Raw genomic sequence first — 20,905 nt, forward strand, 5'->3', positions numbered from 1 at the left:
ATGTACGTATAGTTTACCGATAAAAGAGAAGAAATACAACCTTTTAGAATAAACCTACTGCTTTTCCATCTTCATTTACGTCCATTTGAAGAGCAGCTGGTTTCTTTGGAAGTCCTGGCATTGTTAGCATTGTTCCTGTTAACGCTACGATAAATCCAGCACCAATAGATGGTTTTAACTCACGAATTGTTACAACAAAATCAGATGGACGTCCTAATTTTGTCGCATCGTCAGAAAGAGAGTACTGTGTTTTTGCCATACAAATTGGCAAGTTGCCCCATCCTTCTCCCGCAAATTGCGTTAATTGCTTGCGAGCTTTTGGTGCAAATTCAATATCTTTTGCACCGTATACTTTTTGAGCAATTGTACGAATTTTTTCTTCTAATGGAAGTTCTAAATCATATAAAGGTGCGTATTTGTTTTCACCTTTTTCAATTACTTTTAATACCTTCTCTGCTAGGTCAACACCGCCTTGACCACCTTTTTCCCATACTTCTGTTAATGATACTTCGTAACCGCGCTCACCGCACCAATTTTGTAAGTACTCTACTTCAGCAACTGTATCTGTAATAAATTTGTTGATTGCAATAACAAACGGAACACCAAATTCTTGAATGGTTTCAACGTGTTTTTGTAAGTTTTCCATACCTTTTGCTAACGCATCAACATTTTCTTCTTTTAACTCGTCTTTCGCTACACCGCCATGCATTTTAAGGGCACGAATTGTCGCAACAATGACAACTGCTTCTGGTTTAATACCTGCTGCACGCGCTTTAATGTCTAAGAATTTTTCAGCACCTAAATCTGCACCAAAACCAGATTCCGTAATCACATAATCACCAAGTTTAGCTGCCATTGTCGTTGCGATTACACTGTTACAACCGTGTGCGATGTTGGCAAATGGTCCACCATGAATAATTGCTGGTGTATTTTCTAACGTTTGTACTAAGTTTGGCTTTAATGCATCTTTTAATAGAAGTGTTAATGCACCTTCTACACCTAAATCTTTTACTGTTACAGGCTCATTATCCATATTGTAGGCTACAACAATACGAGCTAAGCGTACTTTTAAGTCTTGTACATCTGTCGCTAGACAGAATACAGCCATAATTTCAGATGCAACTGTAATATCAAAACCATCTTCACGCGGTACACCTTGTACTGGTCCACCTAGACCAATTACAACATTGCGAAGCGCACGGTCATTTAAATCTACACAGCGCTTCCATACAATTTTACGTGTATCGATGCGAAGGTCATTTCCTTGTTGAATATGGTTATCGATAAATGCTGCAAGTGCATTATTTGCAGTTGTAATCGCATGAATATCCCCTGTAAAGTGAAGGTTAATGTCTTCCATTGGTACGACTTGCGAGTAACCACCGCCCGCTGCACCACCTTTTAATCCCATAGTTGGTCCAAGAGATGGTTCACGAAGCGCAATAACTGCTTTTTTACCAATTTTATTGAAAGCTTGCCCTAAACCAACTGTTACAGTTGATTTCCCTTCCCCTGCTGGAGTAGGGTTAATCGCTGTAACTAAAACAATTTTTCCATCTTCTTTTCCTTGTAAGCGCTTAAAAATATCAAGAGATAATTTCCCTTTATAATGACCGTACGGCTCTAATTCTTCTTCTAAAATGTTTAATTCTGATGCAATCTCTTGGATTCTCTTCATGCTTGCTTCTTGTGCAATTTCAATATCAGATTTTACTGTAGTAGTTGCTGTCATATTCCCTAGTCCCCCTTTAATTGTTTCTGAAAATATTGTATCAGTTTTTTGTATTTTCTGCACTTATAATCCTCCTATAAGTTACTTCTTTTGAAACATAAATACCCACATAAATGTTAAAGCTTGCTGCAATTCAAGCGGAAGTTGTCCAATCATCTTTTCGTTTACACCACGCTTATATACGCCCATTCCATCTATTAAATTGAATCCTTGTTCCTGTGCAAGCTTTTGAAATTCCCACGGCATCATCGTATTACAAACGACATCTTTTCCATATAGACGTGGATAGCTATTTTCACGTGGTTTTGCTGTTGGTCCCAAAATGGCAATACATGCAAAACCTTCTGGCGCTAATACTCGCTTTATTTCTTGCAGGGCTTGAAGTGGCGCTTCCGTCCATTCTAATGAATTTACTGCTAAAACTGATGCAAACTCCTCATCTTGAAACGGTAATGAAGTAAGATCTCCTACTATAAACGATAAATTAGGACTCTCACCGCGCTCTTTTCCTTTTTCAATCATTTGCTCTGATAAATCAATACCACATGCTTTGTAACCTGCTTTATTTAATTTGTATGTTCCATATCCATCTCCGCACCCTACATCAAGAACAGTTGCCCCGTTTCGTATGTATTTTTGGAAAAATGGAATAATTGCACTACGGCTGCCACTATCCCACATTTCTTGACTATTTTGATTCCAAAAATCAGCATTATTATCCCATTTCTGCTGCGCTGCTTCATGCCAATTAAATTTCGTCATTATTATCCCACCTTTACATTTTTCATCTATCTAAAAGTCATTCTACATCATTTTACATTATTCCTGTTTATTCTTAAGGAGAGATGGATAACATAGCAACGGACAATCACTTTCTCCATTTTTATTTGTTTGGATATAAATAACAGACATGTTTTTTTCTTTATAAAAAATACTAAACATACCCTAAATCGAAAGAGAGGGCTATTCATTGCCAAAAAAACGAACGCATCATTTAAAAAGCGGAGAAAAACAAGAAGAATATGCGGTAGAAATTACCCTCAGCGTCTTCCAATTAGGCGTCGTCATAAAGAAATCCATAAAGAAGAAGACAGAACAGACATTGGTACAATTGTTGGGTACATCGCATTATTTATCTCTTTATTTTCAATTGCTTTCTATCCTATTACATTTGGATCTCTTTCCATCTTAATTGGGCTTCTCGCTGTTCGTTATGAAGCAAAAACACTTGGATATACAGCTATTGGCTTTGGAGGATTTTCTCTGCTTTTCAGTTTATTATATCCTCTCTTCTTATCAGCCTTTTAAAAGGCGCTTTCTTATAAAGTGAAAATTCCATCAGTGGAAGGCTTCATCCCCCACTGATGGTTAGTTAAACCAATCAGGCGCATACCAACAGTTATTCCCGACCTATCTTCTTCGTTTTGGGGTGAGGGGTCTTACTGCCCAAAAGTAGCGGGATAAAGAACTAAAATGCATCCATTCAACAATGGATGCATTTGTTGTATCTCTTTGCTTATTAACGAAATAACATCACATAACCGCAACCACTGCAATGATAAGCAGTAATTTCTTGAAATACAGGATAGTTCTCCTCATCTCGCTGTTCAATAAATACTTTTTCAAAGCGATACATATTCGGCGCATACGCCCAGTCTTGTTTTGTACGTGCATATAAGGTGGAAGAAAAAATTCTTCTCCTCCGCAAACCATACAAATCTTTTTCAAAATAATCTCCTCCCCAAGCCTGTCTTACCATAACTATATGAGAGAGAATATAAAAAAAGACCTTCTAAACATTAGAAAGTCTTTTCAGAGGAAAAGAGGAACATCCCCAATATTCCAATGGCACTATACGTCTTCTTTTTTCCTGTTTCTGTTTGAAAGGTTTGTTCTATTTTCATAAAGAATATGCCGTTTCGAACATCACTACCAACAAACTCCAGTTTCTCTTCTTTATTATCTTTTTGCTGTATACAACTAAAACTCACTTCATTACACACAATTGAATATTCATCTGCTAAATGTTTTTGAAAGTCCGCTTCCTTCGGACAAGTTAATAATAAAATTGCTACAAATATAATACTACTAATGCCTATTATTGTGAAAGTCTTCCCCATTTTATCTCCTTTCCAAAAAGAAAGAAAACTTGACTTCTATCGTCAAGTTCCCTTAGTCCATTATCCATTGCCACTCTTGTTCTTTCTTATCAAAGATAAGCCATCCTGTTTCAGAAGCTTCGCTTTTCAAATCTTCTAAACTGTCTAAAACTTCATTTGTACTTTCATACGAACCGATAACATAAACAGGAATCTCTAAGCCACGTCTTGATTCTAATTTTCCTGCTAAGTCCAAATATAAGCCATCTTCCATAAATGGCAGAAGTTTGAGAATGACCTCTTTTGAAATCGCTGGATAAATTTTTGATTTTTGAAAGAATGCGAATCGTTTTTTTCCAAATGAGCCAAGCTTATAAGGAATCACCTTACTAAGCATTCCGACAAAGTCCGGCATTCTTCGGTAATATACCTTATTGTACCAGCCATCATCATGAGAAAGATAAACGAATCTATTTTTCAAAAGTGGGAAAAAGGCCTTCCCGAGCGGTTCCTTTTTGTGTGCCAAATAGAGTAATTCTGCAATTTCTTTTGGCTCCAATTCATCCAAGTCATTCACATCATCAAAATCAACCCAGCAAAATTCTTCAAACTCATCCACATCTGCCGCAATTAATTTATGTATGCTCTCTTCTTCTGCATATTCAAATAAAGTATGATAATGAAGATCAGTCCATTCAAAACTATGCTTTAAAAGCAGGACTTGATGAAGCGGCGAAGGAATATTGCTTGCAAATTCCTCAAACGTAATTCCAGATGTGATAAAACAATGATTGCGACGATTACCATTAATATAAATCATATTCTTGATTTGGTCAGATCCTCCAGACAAAGCACCTAGCCACCTTCGTTTTATATGTTTCAATACTATAGGATATTTTATCACGAAAATTTTTAGAAACATAGAAAAAACTATAAAAACTATTTACATTTTTATGAGTTTTATTACATCACTATTACAAGAAAAAATGCCTGCTTATAAACAGGCATTTTTCATGCAATTTCATCTGGATTTTGTGGATAATGAGAGCTATCCTGTTTTTTATTATTTTGAAAGATCGACTGAATCTTATCAATTGTTTGCGGCGCAAGTTCGATTATCTTCTCTGCCAAGTGCGTTGCATTTTGCAAATGAAGAATATTTACACCATCCTTATTCACAACAAGAAAGGCCACCGGTGTAATAGAAACTCCCCCGCACTACCACCACCAAATGCGGGATGACTTTGTGACTTTTGCACGTCATTTGTGGAAAAATCTGATCCACCTGCACCAAAACCAAATGCTACTTTTGAAACAGTTAAAACAACACCGCCATCTGCTGTTTGAACAGGTTCACCAACAATTGTATTCACGTCAACCATTTCTTTTAAATTTTCCATAGCTGCTTTCATCAGCCCTTGAATTGGATGATCCACCGTTCATAACCTCCTTTTTCATATCCTTCCTAGTTTTTCCTAAACATTGTGAACTAAACATAAAATTTTTTATTGATTTCCAAAATTATAAGTACTAATATTTAGAAAATACAAACAAAAGGAGTTTCAGCAAAAATGATTCGAAAACTAACCGAACAAGACCATGAACAAGTACTTTCTTTTTTAAAGAAAGAAGCTGCATTCAACCTATTCTTAATTGGTGATATTGAGGCATTTGGATATGATCAAGATTTTCAAGAACTATGGGGACAGTTTACGATAGAAAATGAATTACAAGCTGTTCTATTGAGATTCCATGATTCCTTTATTGCCTATGCTGAGGCTTCATTCCAACCAGAAGCATTTATTGATCAATTTACTAACCATGACTACATTAAACTCTCTGGACAATCAGAGGTCGTAGAACAGTTTGAAAATCTCGATAACCTAAACCTTGGTAAAAAACTGCAGACATACTTTTGTGAATGTACAACCGAGAAACAGTTAGTAAAAGATATAAACAAAGAAAATATAAAAATGGCAACGGTTGAAGATGTGGATCGTATTATACATTTACGAAAACAAATTACAGAATTTAAGATAGCAGACAGCGCAGGTAAACTCCTTCGCCAAGCAATTGAAACAAACACCGGACGGACATATTATATAGAAGAAAACGGAAAAATTATCGCGTGCGCGTCCACATCTGCAGAAAATTCATTATCTGCTATGGTTGTAGGTGTATGTACACACTCAAATCACCGCGGAAAAGGGTATGCTTCTCAAATCATAAGTAAAATGATTCAAGACTTTATCGCTGAAGGAAGAACACTTTGTTTATTTTACAGTAACCCTGCTGCTGGACGGATTTATAAACGTTTAGGCTTTAAGGATATTGGAACTTGGACAATGTATCGCTAAAGTGAAACTGCCATCAGTACAGGATATCTCATTTCTCCTCTGATGGCAGTCACCTTTCACTACAATTAAACTTTCTTCTCTCCCGATTTCACATGTTGAAAATGCTCTACAATCGGAAACGGCTCATAAAAATGATGCAATCTCTTTTTCCATTCTTCATATTCACTCGATTTTCGAAACCCTTCCGTATGATCTTCTAACGTCTCCCAGTTCACTAACAAAAGATATTTCCCTTCAGTTTCTATACATTTATGAAGTGTATGACCTCGGTAACCTCTCATAGAAGAAATAATGTTAGAAGCCTCTTGAAAGGCATTTTCAAATTCATTCACCAACCCGCGCTTCACTTGGAGCATCGCTGCTTCTAATATCATCATCTCATCTCCTAACTTTTTATTACATCTCGACCCCATTCAAATGCTTTCCTATCATTATTTTTAGATTTAAAAATGCGATTCTATATTTCTTTCAAAATTACATACTCTCACGTTTCAAGCTCATAACAATTTGCCGCTCAACGAATCCCATCTCTTTATACAACTCTTTCACAAAATTCTCTGCAAACACGTTTAAACGAATTTCCGAATAGCCTAGCTTATTTAGTTCATCAATTGCTGCTCTCATAAGTTGGCGTGAAAGACCTTTTCCACGATAAGAAGGCAACACATACAATTCATAAATGAAGCCTAGTTCTTCTCCAGAAAAATAGTCCTTATTGCTTCCAATCAATATCCATCCATTTAAAATATCCTTCTGTTTTATAACAAGATAAAATGCTCCTTTTTCTAAAAGCGGCACCGTAATCTCTAGTACTTTCTCTTGGCTAAACTCACTCGTTTTCATAGTCCCTTCATATAAAGACTCGGCCGCATGAGCTAAAATTTTTTCCGTATCGCTTTCAGTTGCTCTTTGGATCATAAGAACCTCCCCCTTCTATTAAACATGCAATACCATTCTTAATGTTTTCAGCATATACCCATCAAAGTCTTCTTCAAACGCATCTACCACTGCAAATCCTTTTGCAGTATAAAATGCTTTTCCAATTTTATTCTCTGATTCTACGTTAATATAAATCTTTTTCACACCTTTCAACATTACAATTCCTGTTTGCAACAATGCTGTTCCTATACCGCTACCTTGGTATTCAGGCAATAAGTAAATTGCCCCTAACTCTGTTTCATATTGATGCTTTATTGGTGAAAAATTTGCAAATCCGACAACTTTCCCGTCTACTTCTCCTACAAATAAGTGTGAATGTTGTAAGCGGTGGCTCATCATGTCATGAGAATAAGCATGCTGTAAAAACTTCTCTTGTGCTGGTATTGGAATAATGTCTTTATATGTATCGTTCCAAGAAATCTTGGCCACATGTTGTACGGCTGGAATATCTTCTTCTTTCATTTCACGGATGACAAAATTCATAGAGACTCCCCCAATCTATAATCTGCTAATGTGTTACACTTCACACACATTCCATCTTCATATACAACTTGGATTAACTTGATACGATTTATTACCGCTCGCATCACTTCAAAGCTCTCACATACATGTTGAAAAGCTTGTCCTAACTGTATTTTGGTTAGTCTACTTGCCACTGTACAATGCGGAACCCATTTATCTGTTACATAATAGGAATCTGTATTATCTTGAAAAAAACTAAAATATTTATGATAGTTTGTATGAAACTGTTTTAGATTTTCTGTTATCGTCGGAGCATAAAAAACTGTTCCATTTACCGGGAAACTCCCTATATGAGAAAATTCAACTTCAATAGTATTCGTACGCTTTGAAAACTGATGCAGCTCTTGCTTGAATATTTCGATATCAAGCTGTTTATAATCTGCTAATGTAATATGTGGTTCCATTCCTTCAATGTTGTTTATATAAGATGACAAATCACTTAATTCATCCCACTTCTTTTTTATATATGTTGCAAATAGTTCATCCAAAGTTACAATAACTGCGTACAAACGACTCATCTCCTCGTTGCTTTCATTTCTTCCCATTCTTCACGGATCATCCCCATCCGAATCGAATCGTAATATTCTCCGTTATAATAACGGCATTTTCTCATTCTTCCTTCTAATTGCATGCCAAGCTTCTCAGCAACTTTCATCATGCGGCTATTTCCTGACCATGTCGTTAAACCGACCCTTCCAATCGTCATATGTTGGAATAGAAAGTCAATGTACATACGTAAAGCTTCTGTACCATAACCTCCATTCCAATATGTTGGATTGTAAATGGTAATTCCAATCTCTAACCAACGTGAAGGCTCATGCTCCCAGTAATACGTTACGATTCCTATGATTTCACCATCTTTTTCAATAAGAAACCTTGAATATGGATCTTTCATTAATTTAGAACATAGACCTTCTTGAAAAGAAGTAAACTCTTGTCTAACAAATGGAAAATACGGTGCATCCCATTTTTTCCACTCTGGATTCTCTTCTTTATAAACTTCTTGCCATAGCGGATACAAATCCGCTTTTTCTATCGTTCGAATAACTACTTTTTCACCTTTTAAATAAGTTTGTTCCATAGAATCCTCCTATATATACTTTCTTATCTTTCAATTACTATGTAGCAATACACTATAAGTTTTATTAGCAAAGATAGTATAAAATCACTCTTCTCTATTTCTAAGTGAACTAGAGAAACATTATATTTATTTACTAGTTTTATTTATTATAATGTTTTTTCTGAAAAATCAAAACAAACAATCGATTATTTTGTATAGTATTGTAAAAATGTGTTTTTTGGAGGGATTTTATGCTAAGGAAGATATCTCAGTATCCGAAGGAACTTCTAAACCTATCTCACTCTCAAATGACTGGGCTGGACTTATTGGTTTAAATTATTATCAAATTAATGTCTCTAGCTGGATCGTTCTTAGTACACTCGCTGCATTCTTCCTTACCATTTTAATAATTAAAATGATGACAAATGGCATTCAAGATGCACTAGCTAAAAGAGAACAGCAAACGGCAGAGATATCAATAAACACAGACAATCAAACCTCTGTATAACATAAACACTCCTTCACCTTCGCTAATAAAAAAGAACATCCTTATTGTTCTTCTGCAAATATGTAAAAAGAAAGGATTACTATAAAAAATAAATTCGGCTTAATTTTGCTATGTACGCTTATTGCTGCAAATGTCATTCTATACTTTTTCTTGCCTCCTGAAGTTGTAACAAAGTGGGATTTTAACGGAAATCCCACTTCTACCCTGACAAAAGGAACACATGTAACAATTGCTATTCTTTTGTCATGCTTTATCGCTTTTTTATTTGAAGGCTTATCACATATGATTGAAGACGCACGTTTTTTCAAATGGATTGGAAATGCAGTATTACTGTTCCTTTTCTTTACTGATATGACCATTTCTCTACTTGCGCTTGGTTACAATCTTCCTCATGAGCAACTCATTCTCTCTGCCGTCGGACTACTTTTCATTATTATCGGCTATTTCATCACGAAGGTTGATGCAAAAGGTTCTACTATATCCTATCAATGGAATAGCAAAGAGCTGGAGAAAAAGTCACAAAAAATATGTGGTATTTCTATTCTGTTAGCAGGCTTATGTATCGGAGTTTCATCATTTGCGTTCCCTTCTTCTCTCATACATTATGCTCTCCTTGGAACGATTATCATTATGACAGTTGTAGTCATTGGCAGTACGATATATTTATTTATAAAAGATCAAAAGCAGTCTTCTTCTCTATAAAACAAACTATTTGTATGAAATAAAGCAGAAGACTATCTTCTGCTTTATTTTATTTCCTTATGAAATGAATAACTCACCTTTTCATATCCTTCTCTTTCATAAAAACGGTGCGCATCTATTCTTGGAAATGCTGAAGTTAATACGACACAAGTACAACCATTCTCTTTCCCCCACCCCTCAATATACGACAGCAGTGTCTCTCCATATCCTTTTGAACGATGTGACTCTGCTGTAACAAGATCATATATAAAGACATGTTTCTTATTATAAAAATTTGTACAAATTGCTGTTCCTGCTAAACTCACTACTTCTCCTTCACTATTATACAAAGCAAATAGGCGATAATTTTCTTCTTTCATTCTTTCCAAAAGAGACTGTGCTTCTTCTTGAGAAAGTGTAGGCCGCAACTGCTGTAATACTAGTAACACCTTACAAAATTCTTGCTCTGTTTTTACCTCTTGCACACATGTATTCATATTCATTCCCTCCAATTATTTATAAAAAATTCAAAATGTTTTATGATTGTTATTATAAAAAGCACATGCCCCTTTTGTAAGTGGCAGTTTTATTCTTTTTTATAGGGACAGTTTGAAAGGAAGATGACAATGGAACTTATCATCCCATTAGATTCAGAAAGTAAGATACCGCTTTACATACAAATTTATAACTATATAAAACAAGAAATCTTACAAGGAAGTATTGAGGTTGGTAGTCGTCTGCCATCTCACCGCAATTTATCTTTGCAGCTTGGTGTAAGCCGTAATACAGTTGAATATGCATATCAGCAATTAATAGCTGAAGGGTATGTAGAAAGTAAACAAAAAAGAGGTTTATTTGTTGCTGATGCAGATTACGATATGATCCAGACAACAAGCAATAAAAATATTGCATATAAAGAGAAACCTGCTCAGGAAAATTTACGTTATGATTTCAGTCATGGGAGCATTGATATAGACTCCTTCCCGTTGTCTACTTGGAAAAAAATAACGAGTAATTGTCTCCTAGAATATGAGAATGACTTATTTACAAAAGAAGACTCACAAGGTGAATGGCAGCTTCGCTCTGAAATCTCTCGCTATCTCTATCAAGCGCGTGGTGTCCACTCTACTCCAGAACAAATTATCATCGGAGCAGGTACACAGCCTCTTCTTTGGTTACTTTTGCAATTGCTTGGGAATGAGTATAGATATGCAATGGAAAATCCAGGGTTTCATCGCGTAAGAGCTGTCATGCAAAGTTGCGGCTTGCATATACAGCCGGTATTTTTAGATGAAAAAGGGATCCATATTTCCTCTTTATATAAAAGTGATGCTAATGTCGTATATGTAACACCTTCTCATCAATTTCCATACGGGATGATTATGCCTCTTTCTCGCCGAATGGAGCTGCTAAAATGGGCAAGTGAAAATGATAGCTATATTATAGAAGATGATTATGACGGTGAATTTCGTTACACAGGAAAACCTATCCCTTCCTTACAAGGATTAGATACAAATGGACGTGTCATTTATATGGGAACATTTTCTAAGTCATTTTTGCCTTCACTCCGAATGAGTTATATGGTTCTTCCACAAACTTTGCTAAAAACTTATCAACATGATGGTATCATCTTCAAGCAAACCGTCTCAAAAATACAACAGCTCACATTTGCAACATTTATGAGAGAAGGTTATTGGAATCGACACTTGAATCGAATTCGCACTATATACAAAAAGAAACATCACTTACTAGTACATACAATTCAACAAGAAATGGGCCCGCTCGTCGATATCATAGGTTCCCAGTCTGGACTTCATATTGTATTACATGTTCATAACGGAATGAATGAACATGAGCTTATCGATAAGGCAGCTGAAAATGGTGTCAAAGTATATCCTCTTTCTCTATATGATGCAGAAAATGCCTTACAGAAGGAATCTTACGTATTGATGGGGTTTGGAGGGTTATCAGCAAACGACATTCTCTGTGCTATACAATTATTAAAGAAAGCTTGGTTTTAGGTAACATAAGCAACAAAAAAAGTGCTGTAAACAATATATTTTATCTGTTTACAGCAATTTTTCATTTCTTATTATCTTAAAATAAGGGCTTTATTGTCCTACAGGATAAAAGGGCCTTGTTTTCTTGCATATCCTGACAGATCTTTTTTAATAATCTAATGCACTCACTGGTTGAGATTGATGAGAAAGTTGGGTACATTCATGAAAAGCAAAATGTTTACAACCTATACATTTTTGTGTATCCAAATGTTCTAAAGCATAAGTAATAGCTTCCCCTGTATGTTCAAAAAAGTTCTTTTCTCCAATTTCAGCATACAATCCGTTTTTATCTAAAGTTGCTTTTAACTCAGCTTGGATTCCTGAAACAAGAAGTACGCCACCTTGTTTTTTAAAGTGATGAACAATATTCCTAAAATAGGATTCTCCTGTTGTATCAATAAAAGGAACTTTTCCCATACGTAAAATTAAAACTTTTGGTTTATAATGAATAGTTGCTAAAATGTTTTGTTCAAACGTTTGAGCAGCTCCAAAGAATAACGGACCTTCTATTGTATAAATACTAATTTGCGGACAGTCATGCGTTTTATTCACCACATGTGGCAGCAATTTTTCATTCTTTCTTGTATGATCAGGAAGCACTTTAGATATAACAAGCATGTTACTCATACGTTTTGTAAATAAAATAATAGCTAGAATAAGACCGATTTCTACAGCTGTTGTCAAACTAGTAAATACAGTAAACAAAAATGTTACAAGTAATACAAGAGAATCTCCCGTTTTCATTTTAAGGATGTGAGCAAAATGTTTTTGTTCACTCATATTCCAAGCTACTACCATTAAAACAGGGGCCATACTAGCAAGCGGAATATGTGAAGCAGATGGAGCTAACAGTAGAAGCGTTAATAAGACAAGCACCCCATGAATAATACCTGACATCGGAGAAGTAGCTCCACTCCTAATATTAGTTGCTGTTCGGGCAATCGCTCCAGTTGCCGGAATTCCTCCGAATAAGGGTGTAACAATATTAGCAATTCCTTGACCGATAAGCTCTTTGTTACTGTTGTGCTTACTATTTGTCATACCATCTGCCACGACAGCCGATAAAAGAGATTCAATACTCCCCAACATGGCAATAACAAATGCAGGACCAATTAACTGTTTTATACGCTCCAATGTGATTTCTGGAATATGGAACTGAGGAAGTGTATTCGGAATCGTACCATATGCTGTACCGATAGTAGGTACATGACCCGAGAAAAATACCGTTGCAATTACAGTTGAAATAACAATACCTACTAATGAACCAGGAACTTTTGGTAAGATTTTTGGTGTTATCAATATAACAAAAAGGCAAATCAAAGCAGTTATAATACTATAAAAATTGATGGTATCAATATGGATAAAGATTTCCTTCAAATTTGCTATAAATTCCTCATGCTTTTTTATACCTGTCAGCCCCAAAAAGCCAGCAATTTGTCCCGTAAAAATAGTAACAGCAATACCTGATGTAAAACCAACTGTTACAGGACGTGGAATAAACTTAATTAAAGATCCCAGTTTAAAAATCCCCATAAGGCATAAGATAATTCCAGCTAATAAACCAGCCAGTAGTAAGTTTTCATATCCATAAGTAATTACAATGCCTAAAAGAATCGGAACAAAAGCACCTGTCGGTCCTCCAATTTGATACTTCGAACCACCAAATAACGAAGTGAGAATCCCAGCAATACACGTTGTATAAATCCCGTACTCTGGTTTCACCCCAGAAGCGATAGCAAAAGACATAGCAAGTGGAATCGCAACAACTGCGACAATTGTTCCTGAAAGAAGATCCTTTTGAAAATGTCTCAATGAGTATCCTTCAAATCTTCCCGTAAATAACCCTTTCATACAAACCCTTCTTTTCTATTCTTAATAAATTTGAATTGCAAACTTTATATTTTTCTAAGAGAATATCAACTTAATATTTACTATACGTTTTGTTCAAACGGCATTCTAGCTTACCTATATCCCCGCCTTCTTGCACGTAGGTTTTCAACCTTTCGGCTAGAAGTTCTCCACCGCGACTATCTAGCTTCTGCGTATCTATAAGTGCTGTAATCGATACCTTCTTTGGCGTACTATCTCTACGAAACATCTGACCCGGAATTTCGCTCCAAAAACGATTCCATTCATCCAGTAATCCTATTTGATCAAATAAAAAACTTTGAATCCCACATAACCAAGCTGTACAGGCTGTATTCCTTTCTTGACATCCAACTCCATCTTGTAAATGTTGGCATGAAAAACAACAGGAATTCCCACTTTTAATACAAACATTGCAAACGTGATGAGCTCCTATTGAGCGAAGTGTTTCAATTCCATGTTGGATAATAGCTTCTTTCTTAATTTCAATACTCAATCTGTGCCTCCTTGGCTACCGTTTCACCGTCTGTTTCGTCTAGTTCTTCTAACATTGAAATCGTATCAATCAAATGGTTATTAAAAATTTTCCGTGCAACTTCCAATAAATTCATAATCATAGGATCTCGAAGAGAATATAAAACTCGTTTTCCATCTTTGGTACCAACAACAATATTTTTTGCACGTAACACACTTAACTGTTGAGAAACCGCGGAACCTTCCTTATTAAGAATGCTTTGAATTTCATTTACACTTTTTTCCCCCTCTGACAGCAATTCGAGAATACGAATTCGCAAGGGATGTGATAAAGCTTTAAAAAAATCAGCCTTAAATTGTTGCATTTCCCTCCCATTAAAACACCTCCATTACTTATTGTTGATTTTAAATAACCTAGAAGTATCATATACATCTTCAAATGTTTGAATATGTATATGATACTTCTAGAACTTTCAATTATCAATACAAATTTCAAAACGTTAACAAAAAATCAAAAAAGTGCTGTAAACGATGTATTGCATCTGTTTACAACACCTTTTTGATTCTGCCCCTTACTTATCTTCCTAAAATATCCCTATTTTACCTATAAATATTATATAATTGTTTTGTTCGAATTTTTTGAAAAGTAGTCCATATGCGTTATGATGCTACAAACAATGTTTTCTTCTCCTATCTTACAGATAGAAGAATTACATCCTGGTTACGAAGACCATGCAAGCAATGCAGAGAACCATATCGATATTTATATCGTTTACTGTCTGTCCAAGGAAGTGTAGACCTAGACGAGTGGATGAAACACCCATCTTTCTTTTAATTATCAAACAACACAATATAAAAAGGAGAATACAATATGCAAATCCAAAACAAATGGAGTCAAGAGGACAGCGATTATATTAGAAAACAATTAATCGCATTCAATCATTCACAAGTTTCAGGTAGTGAGAAATCACTTGTTAAAGATATCAGTTTAACACTAAAAAACGATAATGAAGAAATGGTAGCTGGCTTAACAGGGGTCATATTTTGGCAATGCTTACACATCAATATTTTATGGGTCAGTGATAGTCTGCGCCATAAGGGCTATGGCAGTAAACTCCTATTAGAAGCCGAACGAATAGCGAAAGAAAACGATTGTAATCTTATTAAACTTGATACATTTAGCTTTCAAGCACCGGAATTTTACAAAAAACATGGCTATGAAGTATATGGTGTTATAGAAGATTTTCCGAAAGGACATACACACTATTACTTACAGAAAAGATTAATAGTATCAAATGGAGAGTGATTCTTTGACGATTAAAAAAAGAATATATTAACCTCAGAAGACATACAGCAAATAATCGATTTAGCAACATACTGTGAACGTAACGATGGGCTGGAGTATAAACCTTCTTTATATGTAGATGTACTCCAAACAAGAAATAAAGATCAAGTGAATGATTTTCTTTATTACCAAGACGACAAATTAGTTGGTTTTGTAAGTATGTACGAATTTGAAAGACCTACTAAACTTGAATTAATAGGAATGGTTCATCCTTCATTTCGAAGGCAAAAAATATGTAGTAACCTTCTAGATGCAGCTTTTGACGAAATAAAAAAACGTAACATCAATGACCTATTATTCATCGTAAATGCTACTTCTACAAGTGGAAACGCCTTTGCTAAATCTTTTGGATTACAAATTTTGTTTAGTGAATACTCTATGCGATTCAAAAGAAATTCAACTTCTTTTATAAATATAAAAAATACAATTCACCTTGTACCAGCTACTACTGAGGAAGTGCCGAATATCGCTAAAATTGCAAGTAAAGCTTTTAACGATTCCTTACAAGATAATATAACATGGTTACATAAGACAATATCAGCACCTAACCGTCAGCTTTATATGGCTCTTTTCAATCAGGAAGTAGTAGGAACGATAACCGTTTCTCATGAAGAAGAGGTCACATCTATCTCCGGTTTTGCTGTGGATCCTTCTTATCACGGAAGAGGATTCGGGAAAAATATATTACAAAATACTGTACAACGATTATTACAAGAAGGAAAAAGAAACATTACACTAGAGGTAGAGACAAAAAATGAGAATGCTTTGCAACTTTATAAGCACTGTGGTTTTGAAATTACTGCGAGCTATCATTACTATGATTTAATTAACAAATAGTCCGGAAGTAACCGTTTTCATTTACATAAAAAAGAAGAATGCATAACATTCTTCTTTTTTATTTTCTTCTTAATGGATTTACAATACCAACGATTTTACCATCTTCTTTGTATACACGTGGAATTCTTCGATCTAACATGCACGTTACTTCATAGTTAATTGTCCCTAACGTATCAGCAATCTCTTCTACTGTAATCTCTTCATTACCTTGCTTACCATAGAAGACAACCTCATCTCCAACATGTACAGGCATCGCTTTTGTTACATCAAGCATAAGTTGATCCATACAAACACGGCCGATAATAGGTACTCTCACGCCATTGATTAACGCATATCCTTTACTTGATAATTGACGGCTAAATCCATCTGCATACCCGATTGGAATCGTAGCAATCCACTCATCACCTGTTGCAACATACGTATTTCCGTAACTTACGCCTCTTCCTTTTTTCGCGTGTTTCACATGAGCTACTTTTGACTTTAACGTTAAAATTGACTGAAGTGAAACTGCTTTATGGTCCACTTCTTTTGAAGGATACATTCCATATACCCCTATCCCGACACGAACCATGTTTTGAGATTCGTTATCTAACTCCATTGTTCCTGCGCTATTGGAACTATGAATAAGCGGCAAATGAATCCCCATACTTTTTGCAGTATTTACAGCCTTCTCAAATAAATCTTTTTGCATCAACGTATATGTTTTATCTACTTCATCAGCAGTCGAGTAATGTGTAAACATTCCTTCTACTTTCACATGTTTCATTTCTTTCAATTTCTGTAAAAATGGTACCACTTCTTCTTCTTGTAAGCCAATTCTACTCATACCTGTATCAATTTTAATTTGAATACGTGCCTTTTTTTGAACACGTTCCGCTATGTGGTCAATATTTATTAAATCTTCAGTCCGATATACCGTAATCATAATATCGTATTCAATTGCATCTGCTACAGCTTCTTCCGGCGTATAACCTAAAATTAAAATTGGTGCAGTAATTCCTGCTTCACGGAGCTCAATTCCTTCATCTATAAAAGCAACTGCAAAATGACTTACTCCAGCTTCAATCGCTGCTTTTGCAATTTCAATTGCACCATGCCCGTATCCATTTGCCTTTACTGCTGCCATCATTGCAATATTTTCATCGTTTACACGTTTTTTAAATTCTCTTACATTATGTTTTACAGCATCTAAATTAATTTCAACAATTGTATTTCTTCCATATCTTGAAATCATTATTCTAACTCCTAACTCAATAATTCCATTCTATTTATCGTTCAATAGGACCTTTAACAATATAATACTTTTCATTTTTTTCGTCAAACTACAAGAATCTTCAGAATTTTGAATATGATAAAATACTCTTAAGACACTATTATAAACGGATGTGAGGAGAAATACAATGTTTGTTCAAGCCACGCTGCACCAATTAAAATTTGGGATTGATTCTACAATACAGATGTTAGAACAATTTACTTACGATGAATTACAACATCGCCCTATCAAAGACAAGCGATCCATCTTTGAAATTTATACACATTTATCTCTTATTTGTTATGCCGATCTTCTTATTTTAAATGAAGCATCAAAAGAAGAACTAAATAAATTTTACTCACAACATACACCTCATACACTTGCAGAAGTTCAACAGACAATGAAAGAAGGTTTTCAACTTCTTGCTAAAACATTTCAAGCATACTCCATAGCAGAGCTTGAAGAAATCACACATTCCTACTGGGGCGTTTCTTATTCTCGTTTTGAATGGTTACTTGAAATTGTTGCTCATTTTTATCATCATCGCGGACAACTACATACTTTATTGACAGAACATGTGAAAGACCCATTAATTCCTTTATTCGAATGAAAACAAACTGCATTTGCATTTCAACAAAAAACAGCAGCCAATCATGTTCATACAAGTGGCTGCTGTTGATAAAGTGAAACTTCCATCAGTGTTTTTTTCATCCCCCACCTATCTTCTTCGCTTCTCTCTCAATCTTGAGCTCGTTAATGCGGGATAAAGTACAACTATCATTTGTCTTCAGGAAATAGAAAAGGATCGGTTTTCCGTCCCTTTCTATTGCTCTTATTTCTCATTAATAATTCACTTTCTCCGCATCCCAATAATACCTGCTAAACGCTTCTGCTAGTACATCAATAGAGTTATACAATTCTTCTAGCGTATTATCAACACCACCAACTTCTACAAGTAGAGCATTGGAAGATAAATCTTGATTATATGTACCATCTCCTTTACTTTTGTCCTTTTTGAAAATTCCTCGGCTGAGTCCATAATAATGTTTATCCAAATATGAATTAATTTCGTTTGCGATTTTCATATTTTCTTCTCGTCCTTCATTTTCCATCCCGATAATGAAATAAAGTCTTGCGTATGACTTTCCATTAATCACTTTTGTTGTAACATTCTTACGCTGATCATCTCGGTGAATATCAATCGGAAATACAATTTGCTTATTTTGAGCTAACGCTTCTTTTACATATCCATGCGATGCTTTATAAGCCTGATACCACTTCATCTTTTTCTGCGCTAATAAGTCTCCCATGTTTGTCTTGTCATGTACAGCCGGAATTCCTTGTCCTTCTAATTGCTGTTTTAATCTCGTACCAAGGAGTGAAACATTTACATCTGGACTTGATGCTTCATCTGGAATTTTCGCTCCAGGTAATAACGGTAAAAACGATTCCCAACTATGCGTATGATAAATAAATACGGCATTTTTTCCCTCTATAGCATTTCCTTTCTTTTGAACAGGATTATTCTTTTCTGCTTCCTGAACTTTTTCTTTAGCCACTTCGCGCTCTTTCGTAATTTCTTCTATCGGTACACTTGATTCATTTGGTATATTTGTATAATCAGTTCCTTCTCCAGCTACAAGAATGTCAGAATAATAATTTGCCATTCCTGGGATTTCTTTTCCCATAAATGTTCGAATATCTTGCAAACGCATATCTGTTGTTAACGAAAACAATAACGCTCCTACTGATTCTCGTTTCTTTGTTTGAAAATATTCAAAAGAAAAATAATGATTTTCCATTTCAATCATTTGCATAAATCCTTGTGAGGAAATTTTTCCAAACCATTGATTGACATAATATGATTTCATTGTATGTAACATCGTTGTAACTAACGATGCAGCCACTAAAATGAAAAATGCATAAGAACACAATAAAATTATAATCTTCTTACTATGTGTCTGAGAATGTATAAAATACTTTTTCATCGTACCACCCTTTCTATACATGGGTATGTACAAGCTTTATACAATATACATTCTGATTACACTACTATGTCCTGCACGTTTTGAAGCTTGAATATATACACCTACTATTTAATTCGTATATATATTTTCAGCTTCATTATATATATCTACTCCTTACATCTTCATCTTCAAATATATCTTCAAAAAAAGAGAAATGGCAACCATTTCTCTTCCTCGTTTCTATTGTTCTTTTTTCGTATCTATAGAAGGCAGCTGTTTCTCTTTAAACAGCTCTCCAATTGCTCCTAAGCTTCCTAATGTTTCAACGGCATTTGATGGAAGGAACACTTTGTTTGCTGGTCCTTTTGCAATCTCAGTTAATGATTCAAATGACTGGTATGCAAGAACACGCTCATCAAGTCCTGCTTGACGCAGCATTTGAATACGTTTTTGTTCTGCTTTCGCAATTTCTTCAATTGCTTTTGCTTCCCCTTGCGCTTCTAGTTCTTTCGCTTGTCGTAAACCTTCTGCCTCTCGAATACGCGCTTCTTTATCACCTTCAGCCATTAGGATTTTACTTTGTTTCTCCCCTTCTGCGCGAAGTACTTTATCTTGTTTTGCTGCTTCTGCTTCGAGAATAATTGCACGTTTATTTCGTTCTGCCTTCATTTGTTTTTCCATCGCTACTTGTATGTCTTTAGGTGGAATAATATCTACAACTTCAACACGTTCAATACGAACGCCCCATTTTTCTGTCGCCTCATCAAGTGCTAAACGAATTTCTGTTGAAATTTTTTCACGACCAGATAACGTTTCATCAAGCTCCATTTTCCCGATGATTTGCCGCATTGTTGCAGATGTAACATTACGAACCCCAAATTCATAATTTGAAATACCATATGTCGCCAGCTCTGGGTCAACAATTTGATAGAAAATAATCGTATCAATCTCAACTTGTACGTTATCTTTTGTAATTACTGTTTGCGGTGGTACATTGGTTTGTTGGATACGTAAATCATGATAAAGACGTACACGATCAATAACCGGGATAATCATATTTAAACCCGGGTGCATCACACGCTGGAATTTACCTAAGCGCTCTATAACACCTACTTTTTGCTGCGGAATAATTTTAATTGTTAATGCGATAAATACAATAACAATTAATGCTAAAATAATTGATAATATTAAACCAACCATTATAGT

General features: G+C 35.2%; 23 protein-coding genes and 4 pseudogenes. 9 read left to right on the top strand and 18 right to left on the bottom strand.

Features of this window, described 5'->3' with window-relative positions; translation table 11 throughout:
* Positions 1 to 43: 43 nt before the first annotated feature.
* Both ACEWFJ_RS15240 and ACEWFJ_RS15245 read right to left on the bottom strand, forming a co-directional pair.
* The gene (locus ACEWFJ_RS15240; RefSeq protein WP_098310865.1) at positions 44 to 1,732 is read right to left on the bottom strand and encodes a formate--tetrahydrofolate ligase; all 1,689 of its coding nucleotides are present in this window, start codon (positions 1,730 to 1,732) and stop codon (positions 44 to 46) included.
* 81 nt (positions 1,733 to 1,813) lie between these two features.
* Complete coding sequence (locus ACEWFJ_RS15245; RefSeq protein ID WP_473689110.1) at positions 1,814 to 2,494, bottom strand: class I SAM-dependent methyltransferase; 681 nt, start codon at positions 2,492 to 2,494, stop codon at positions 1,814 to 1,816.
* A 208-nt stretch (positions 2,495 to 2,702) separates the two neighbouring features.
* Here ACEWFJ_RS15245 and ACEWFJ_RS15250 point away from each other — a divergent pair.
* Positions 2,703 to 3,040, top strand: a pseudogene (locus tag ACEWFJ_RS15250) (permease).
* Positions 3,041 to 3,251: 211 nt separating this feature from the next.
* Here ACEWFJ_RS15250 and ACEWFJ_RS15255 read toward each other — a convergent pair.
* From ACEWFJ_RS15255 to ytfJ, 4 genes and pseudogenes are all read right to left on the bottom strand, one after another.
* A pseudogene (locus ACEWFJ_RS15255) lies at positions 3,252 to 3,460 on the bottom strand (hypothetical protein).
* Between the two features lie 71 nt (positions 3,461 to 3,531).
* Positions 3,532 to 3,852, bottom strand: coding sequence for a hypothetical protein (locus tag ACEWFJ_RS15260; protein ID WP_473689111.1), 321 nt, complete (start codon positions 3,850 to 3,852; stop codon positions 3,532 to 3,534).
* A gap of 52 nt (positions 3,853 to 3,904) precedes the next feature.
* Entirely contained in the window at positions 3,905 to 4,681 is a 777-nt protein-coding gene (locus tag ACEWFJ_RS15265) for an oxalate:formate antiporter (RefSeq protein WP_473689112.1), read from the bottom strand.
* Between the two features lie 161 nt (positions 4,682 to 4,842).
* Positions 4,843 to 5,267 (bottom strand): annotated as a pseudogene (gene ytfJ, locus ACEWFJ_RS15270) (GerW family sporulation protein).
* A gap of 135 nt (positions 5,268 to 5,402) precedes the next feature.
* On the opposite strand from ytfJ, the gene ACEWFJ_RS15275 reads away from it, so the two are divergent.
* On the top strand, positions 5,403 to 6,188 hold the full coding sequence (locus ACEWFJ_RS15275) for a GNAT family N-acetyltransferase (protein ID WP_473689113.1): 786 nt from the start codon (positions 5,403 to 5,405) through the stop codon (positions 6,186 to 6,188).
* A 65-nt stretch (positions 6,189 to 6,253) separates the two neighbouring features.
* Here the strand turns inward: ACEWFJ_RS15275 and ACEWFJ_RS15280 are convergent, their stop codons facing one another.
* The 5 genes from ACEWFJ_RS15280 to ACEWFJ_RS15300 form a co-directional block, all read right to left on the bottom strand.
* Positions 6,254 to 6,562 carry an antibiotic biosynthesis monooxygenase family protein gene (locus ACEWFJ_RS15280; protein WP_473692541.1) on the bottom strand — a complete coding sequence of 103 codons (309 nt, stop codon included), beginning with the start codon at positions 6,560 to 6,562 and terminating at the stop codon, positions 6,254 to 6,256.
* Positions 6,563 to 6,662: 100 nt separating this feature from the next.
* The gene (locus ACEWFJ_RS15285) at positions 6,663 to 7,106 is read right to left on the bottom strand and encodes a GNAT family N-acetyltransferase (RefSeq protein ID WP_473689114.1); all 444 of its coding nucleotides are present in this window, start codon (positions 7,104 to 7,106) and stop codon (positions 6,663 to 6,665) included.
* Positions 7,107 to 7,124: 18 nt separating this feature from the next.
* Positions 7,125 to 7,610 (bottom strand): GNAT family N-acetyltransferase, encoded by a 486-nt coding sequence (locus ACEWFJ_RS15290; protein ID WP_473689115.1) that lies wholly within the window; start codon positions 7,608 to 7,610, stop codon positions 7,125 to 7,127.
* Complete coding sequence (locus ACEWFJ_RS15295; protein ID WP_473689116.1) at positions 7,607 to 8,158, bottom strand: 2'-5' RNA ligase family protein; 552 nt, start codon at positions 8,156 to 8,158, stop codon at positions 7,607 to 7,609. Before ACEWFJ_RS15295 ends, ACEWFJ_RS15290 begins: the two co-directional genes overlap by 4 nt.
* A gap of 5 nt (positions 8,159 to 8,163) precedes the next feature.
* Positions 8,164 to 8,730: a GNAT family N-acetyltransferase gene (locus ACEWFJ_RS15300; protein ID WP_473689117.1), complete on the bottom strand. Its 567-nt coding sequence runs from the start codon at positions 8,728 to 8,730 to the stop codon at positions 8,164 to 8,166.
* A gap of 217 nt (positions 8,731 to 8,947) precedes the next feature.
* Here ACEWFJ_RS15300 and ACEWFJ_RS15305 point away from each other — a divergent pair, with 217 nt between their 5' ends.
* Complete coding sequence (locus tag ACEWFJ_RS15305; protein ID WP_473689118.1) at positions 8,948 to 9,217, top strand: hypothetical protein; 270 nt, start codon at positions 8,948 to 8,950, stop codon at positions 9,215 to 9,217.
* Positions 9,218 to 9,322: 105 nt separating this feature from the next.
* Positions 9,323 to 9,919: an SdpI family protein gene (locus tag ACEWFJ_RS15310; protein WP_473689119.1), complete on the top strand. Its 597-nt coding sequence runs from the start codon at positions 9,323 to 9,325 to the stop codon at positions 9,917 to 9,919.
* A gap of 44 nt (positions 9,920 to 9,963) precedes the next feature.
* On the opposite strand, the gene ACEWFJ_RS15315 is transcribed toward ACEWFJ_RS15310, so the two are convergent.
* Complete coding sequence (locus ACEWFJ_RS15315; protein ID WP_473689120.1) at positions 9,964 to 10,395, bottom strand: GNAT family N-acetyltransferase; 432 nt, start codon at positions 10,393 to 10,395, stop codon at positions 9,964 to 9,966.
* Positions 10,396 to 10,524: 129 nt separating this feature from the next.
* On the opposite strand from ACEWFJ_RS15315, the gene pdxR reads away from it, so the two are divergent.
* On the top strand, positions 10,525 to 11,919 hold the full coding sequence (gene pdxR, locus ACEWFJ_RS15320) for a MocR-like pyridoxine biosynthesis transcription factor PdxR (protein WP_473689121.1): 1,395 nt from the start codon (positions 10,525 to 10,527) through the stop codon (positions 11,917 to 11,919).
* Positions 11,920 to 12,066: 147 nt separating this feature from the next.
* On the opposite strand, the gene ACEWFJ_RS15325 is transcribed toward pdxR, so the two are convergent.
* From ACEWFJ_RS15325 to ACEWFJ_RS15335, 3 genes are all read right to left on the bottom strand, one after another.
* Positions 12,067 to 13,809, bottom strand: coding sequence for a SulP family inorganic anion transporter (locus ACEWFJ_RS15325; protein WP_473689122.1), 1,743 nt, complete (start codon positions 13,807 to 13,809; stop codon positions 12,067 to 12,069).
* A gap of 70 nt (positions 13,810 to 13,879) precedes the next feature.
* The gene (locus tag ACEWFJ_RS15330) at positions 13,880 to 14,320 is read right to left on the bottom strand and encodes a DNA mismatch repair protein (RefSeq protein WP_473689123.1); all 441 of its coding nucleotides are present in this window, start codon (positions 14,318 to 14,320) and stop codon (positions 13,880 to 13,882) included.
* Positions 14,310 to 14,663, bottom strand: coding sequence for an ArsR/SmtB family transcription factor (locus tag ACEWFJ_RS15335; protein WP_473689124.1), 354 nt, complete (start codon positions 14,661 to 14,663; stop codon positions 14,310 to 14,312). Before ACEWFJ_RS15335 ends, ACEWFJ_RS15330 begins: the two co-directional genes overlap by 11 nt.
* Positions 14,664 to 15,040: 377 nt before the next feature.
* Between ACEWFJ_RS15335 and ACEWFJ_RS15340 the strand changes: the two are divergent.
* The 3 genes and pseudogenes from ACEWFJ_RS15340 to ACEWFJ_RS15350 all read left to right on the top strand — a co-directional run.
* A pseudogene (locus ACEWFJ_RS15340) lies at positions 15,041 to 15,133 on the top strand (nitrate reductase); the annotation flags it as partial.
* A gap of 36 nt (positions 15,134 to 15,169) precedes the next feature.
* Complete coding sequence (locus ACEWFJ_RS15345; protein ID WP_473689125.1) at positions 15,170 to 15,604, top strand: GNAT family N-acetyltransferase; 435 nt, start codon at positions 15,170 to 15,172, stop codon at positions 15,602 to 15,604.
* Positions 15,605 to 15,658: 54 nt separating this feature from the next.
* Positions 15,659 to 16,480 carry a GNAT family N-acetyltransferase gene (locus ACEWFJ_RS15350; RefSeq protein ID WP_473692543.1) on the top strand — a complete coding sequence of 274 codons (822 nt, stop codon included), beginning with the start codon at positions 15,659 to 15,661 and terminating at the stop codon, positions 16,478 to 16,480.
* 58 nt (positions 16,481 to 16,538) lie between these two features.
* Here the strand turns inward: ACEWFJ_RS15350 and alr are convergent, their stop codons facing one another.
* Positions 16,539 to 17,714, bottom strand: a complete 1,176-nt coding sequence (gene alr / locus ACEWFJ_RS15355) for an alanine racemase (RefSeq protein WP_473689126.1) — start codon at positions 17,712 to 17,714, stop codon at positions 16,539 to 16,541.
* 166 nt (positions 17,715 to 17,880) lie between these two features.
* Between alr and ACEWFJ_RS15360 the strand changes: the two genes are divergently transcribed.
* Positions 17,881 to 18,342 (top strand): DinB family protein, encoded by a 462-nt coding sequence (locus ACEWFJ_RS15360; protein ID WP_473689127.1) that lies wholly within the window; start codon positions 17,881 to 17,883, stop codon positions 18,340 to 18,342.
* Between the two features lie 232 nt (positions 18,343 to 18,574).
* Here ACEWFJ_RS15360 and spoIIP read toward each other — a convergent pair whose 3' ends face one another.
* Both spoIIP and ACEWFJ_RS15370 read right to left on the bottom strand, forming a co-directional pair.
* Positions 18,575 to 19,720 (bottom strand): stage II sporulation protein P, encoded by a 1,146-nt coding sequence (gene spoIIP / locus ACEWFJ_RS15365; RefSeq protein ID WP_473689128.1) that lies wholly within the window; start codon positions 19,718 to 19,720, stop codon positions 18,575 to 18,577.
* Positions 19,721 to 19,939: 219 nt separating this feature from the next.
* Positions 19,940 to 20,899, bottom strand: a complete 960-nt coding sequence (locus tag ACEWFJ_RS15370; protein ID WP_473689129.1) for an SPFH domain-containing protein — start codon at positions 20,897 to 20,899, stop codon at positions 19,940 to 19,942.
* Positions 20,900 to 20,905: the final 6 nt, after the last annotated feature.

It is taken from the genome of Bacillus sp. EA-CB0995, assembly GCF_055814245.1.

Bases quoted from the DNA above. Each gene is read 5' to 3' on its own strand.
- ACEWFJ_RS15240 (WP_098310865.1), bottom strand. From the start codon at position 1,732: ATGACAGCAACTACTACAGTAAAATCTGATATTGAAATTGCACAAGAA.
- ACEWFJ_RS15245 (WP_473689110.1), bottom strand. From the start codon at position 2,494: ATGACGAAATTTAATTGGCATGAAGCAGCGCAGCAGAAATGGGATAAT.
- ACEWFJ_RS15260 (WP_473689111.1), bottom strand. From the start codon at position 3,852: ATGGGGAAGACTTTCACAATAATAGGCATTAGTAGTATTATATTTGTA.
- ACEWFJ_RS15275 (WP_473689113.1), top strand. From the start codon at position 5,403: ATGATTCGAAAACTAACCGAACAAGACCATGAACAAGTACTTTCTTTT.
- ACEWFJ_RS15280 (WP_473692541.1), bottom strand. From the start codon at position 6,562: ATGATATTAGAAGCAGCGATGCTCCAAGTGAAGCGCGGGTTGGTGAAT.
- ACEWFJ_RS15285 (WP_473689114.1), bottom strand. From the start codon at position 7,106: ATGATCCAAAGAGCAACTGAAAGCGATACGGAAAAAATTTTAGCTCAT.
- ACEWFJ_RS15290 (WP_473689115.1), bottom strand. From the start codon at position 7,610: ATGAATTTTGTCATCCGTGAAATGAAAGAAGAAGATATTCCAGCCGTA.
- ACEWFJ_RS15300 (WP_473689117.1), bottom strand. From the start codon at position 8,730: ATGGAACAAACTTATTTAAAAGGTGAAAAAGTAGTTATTCGAACGATA.
- ACEWFJ_RS15315 (WP_473689120.1), bottom strand. From the start codon at position 10,395: ATGAATACATGTGTGCAAGAGGTAAAAACAGAGCAAGAATTTTGTAAG.
- pdxR (WP_473689121.1), top strand. From the start codon at position 10,525: ATGGAACTTATCATCCCATTAGATTCAGAAAGTAAGATACCGCTTTAC.
- ACEWFJ_RS15325 (WP_473689122.1), bottom strand. From the start codon at position 13,809: ATGAAAGGGTTATTTACGGGAAGATTTGAAGGATACTCATTGAGACAT.
- ACEWFJ_RS15335 (WP_473689124.1), bottom strand. From the start codon at position 14,663: ATGCAACAATTTAAGGCTGATTTTTTTAAAGCTTTATCACATCCCTTG.
- ACEWFJ_RS15345 (WP_473689125.1), top strand. From the start codon at position 15,170: ATGCAAATCCAAAACAAATGGAGTCAAGAGGACAGCGATTATATTAGA.
- alr (WP_473689126.1), bottom strand. From the start codon at position 17,714: ATGATTTCAAGATATGGAAGAAATACAATTGTTGAAATTAATTTAGAT.
- ACEWFJ_RS15360 (WP_473689127.1), top strand. From the start codon at position 17,881: ATGTTTGTTCAAGCCACGCTGCACCAATTAAAATTTGGGATTGATTCT.
- spoIIP (WP_473689128.1), bottom strand. From the start codon at position 19,720: ATGAAAAAGTATTTTATACATTCTCAGACACATAGTAAGAAGATTATA.
- ACEWFJ_RS15370 (WP_473689129.1), bottom strand. From the start codon at position 20,899: ATGGTTGGTTTAATATTATCAATTATTTTAGCATTAATTGTTATTGTA.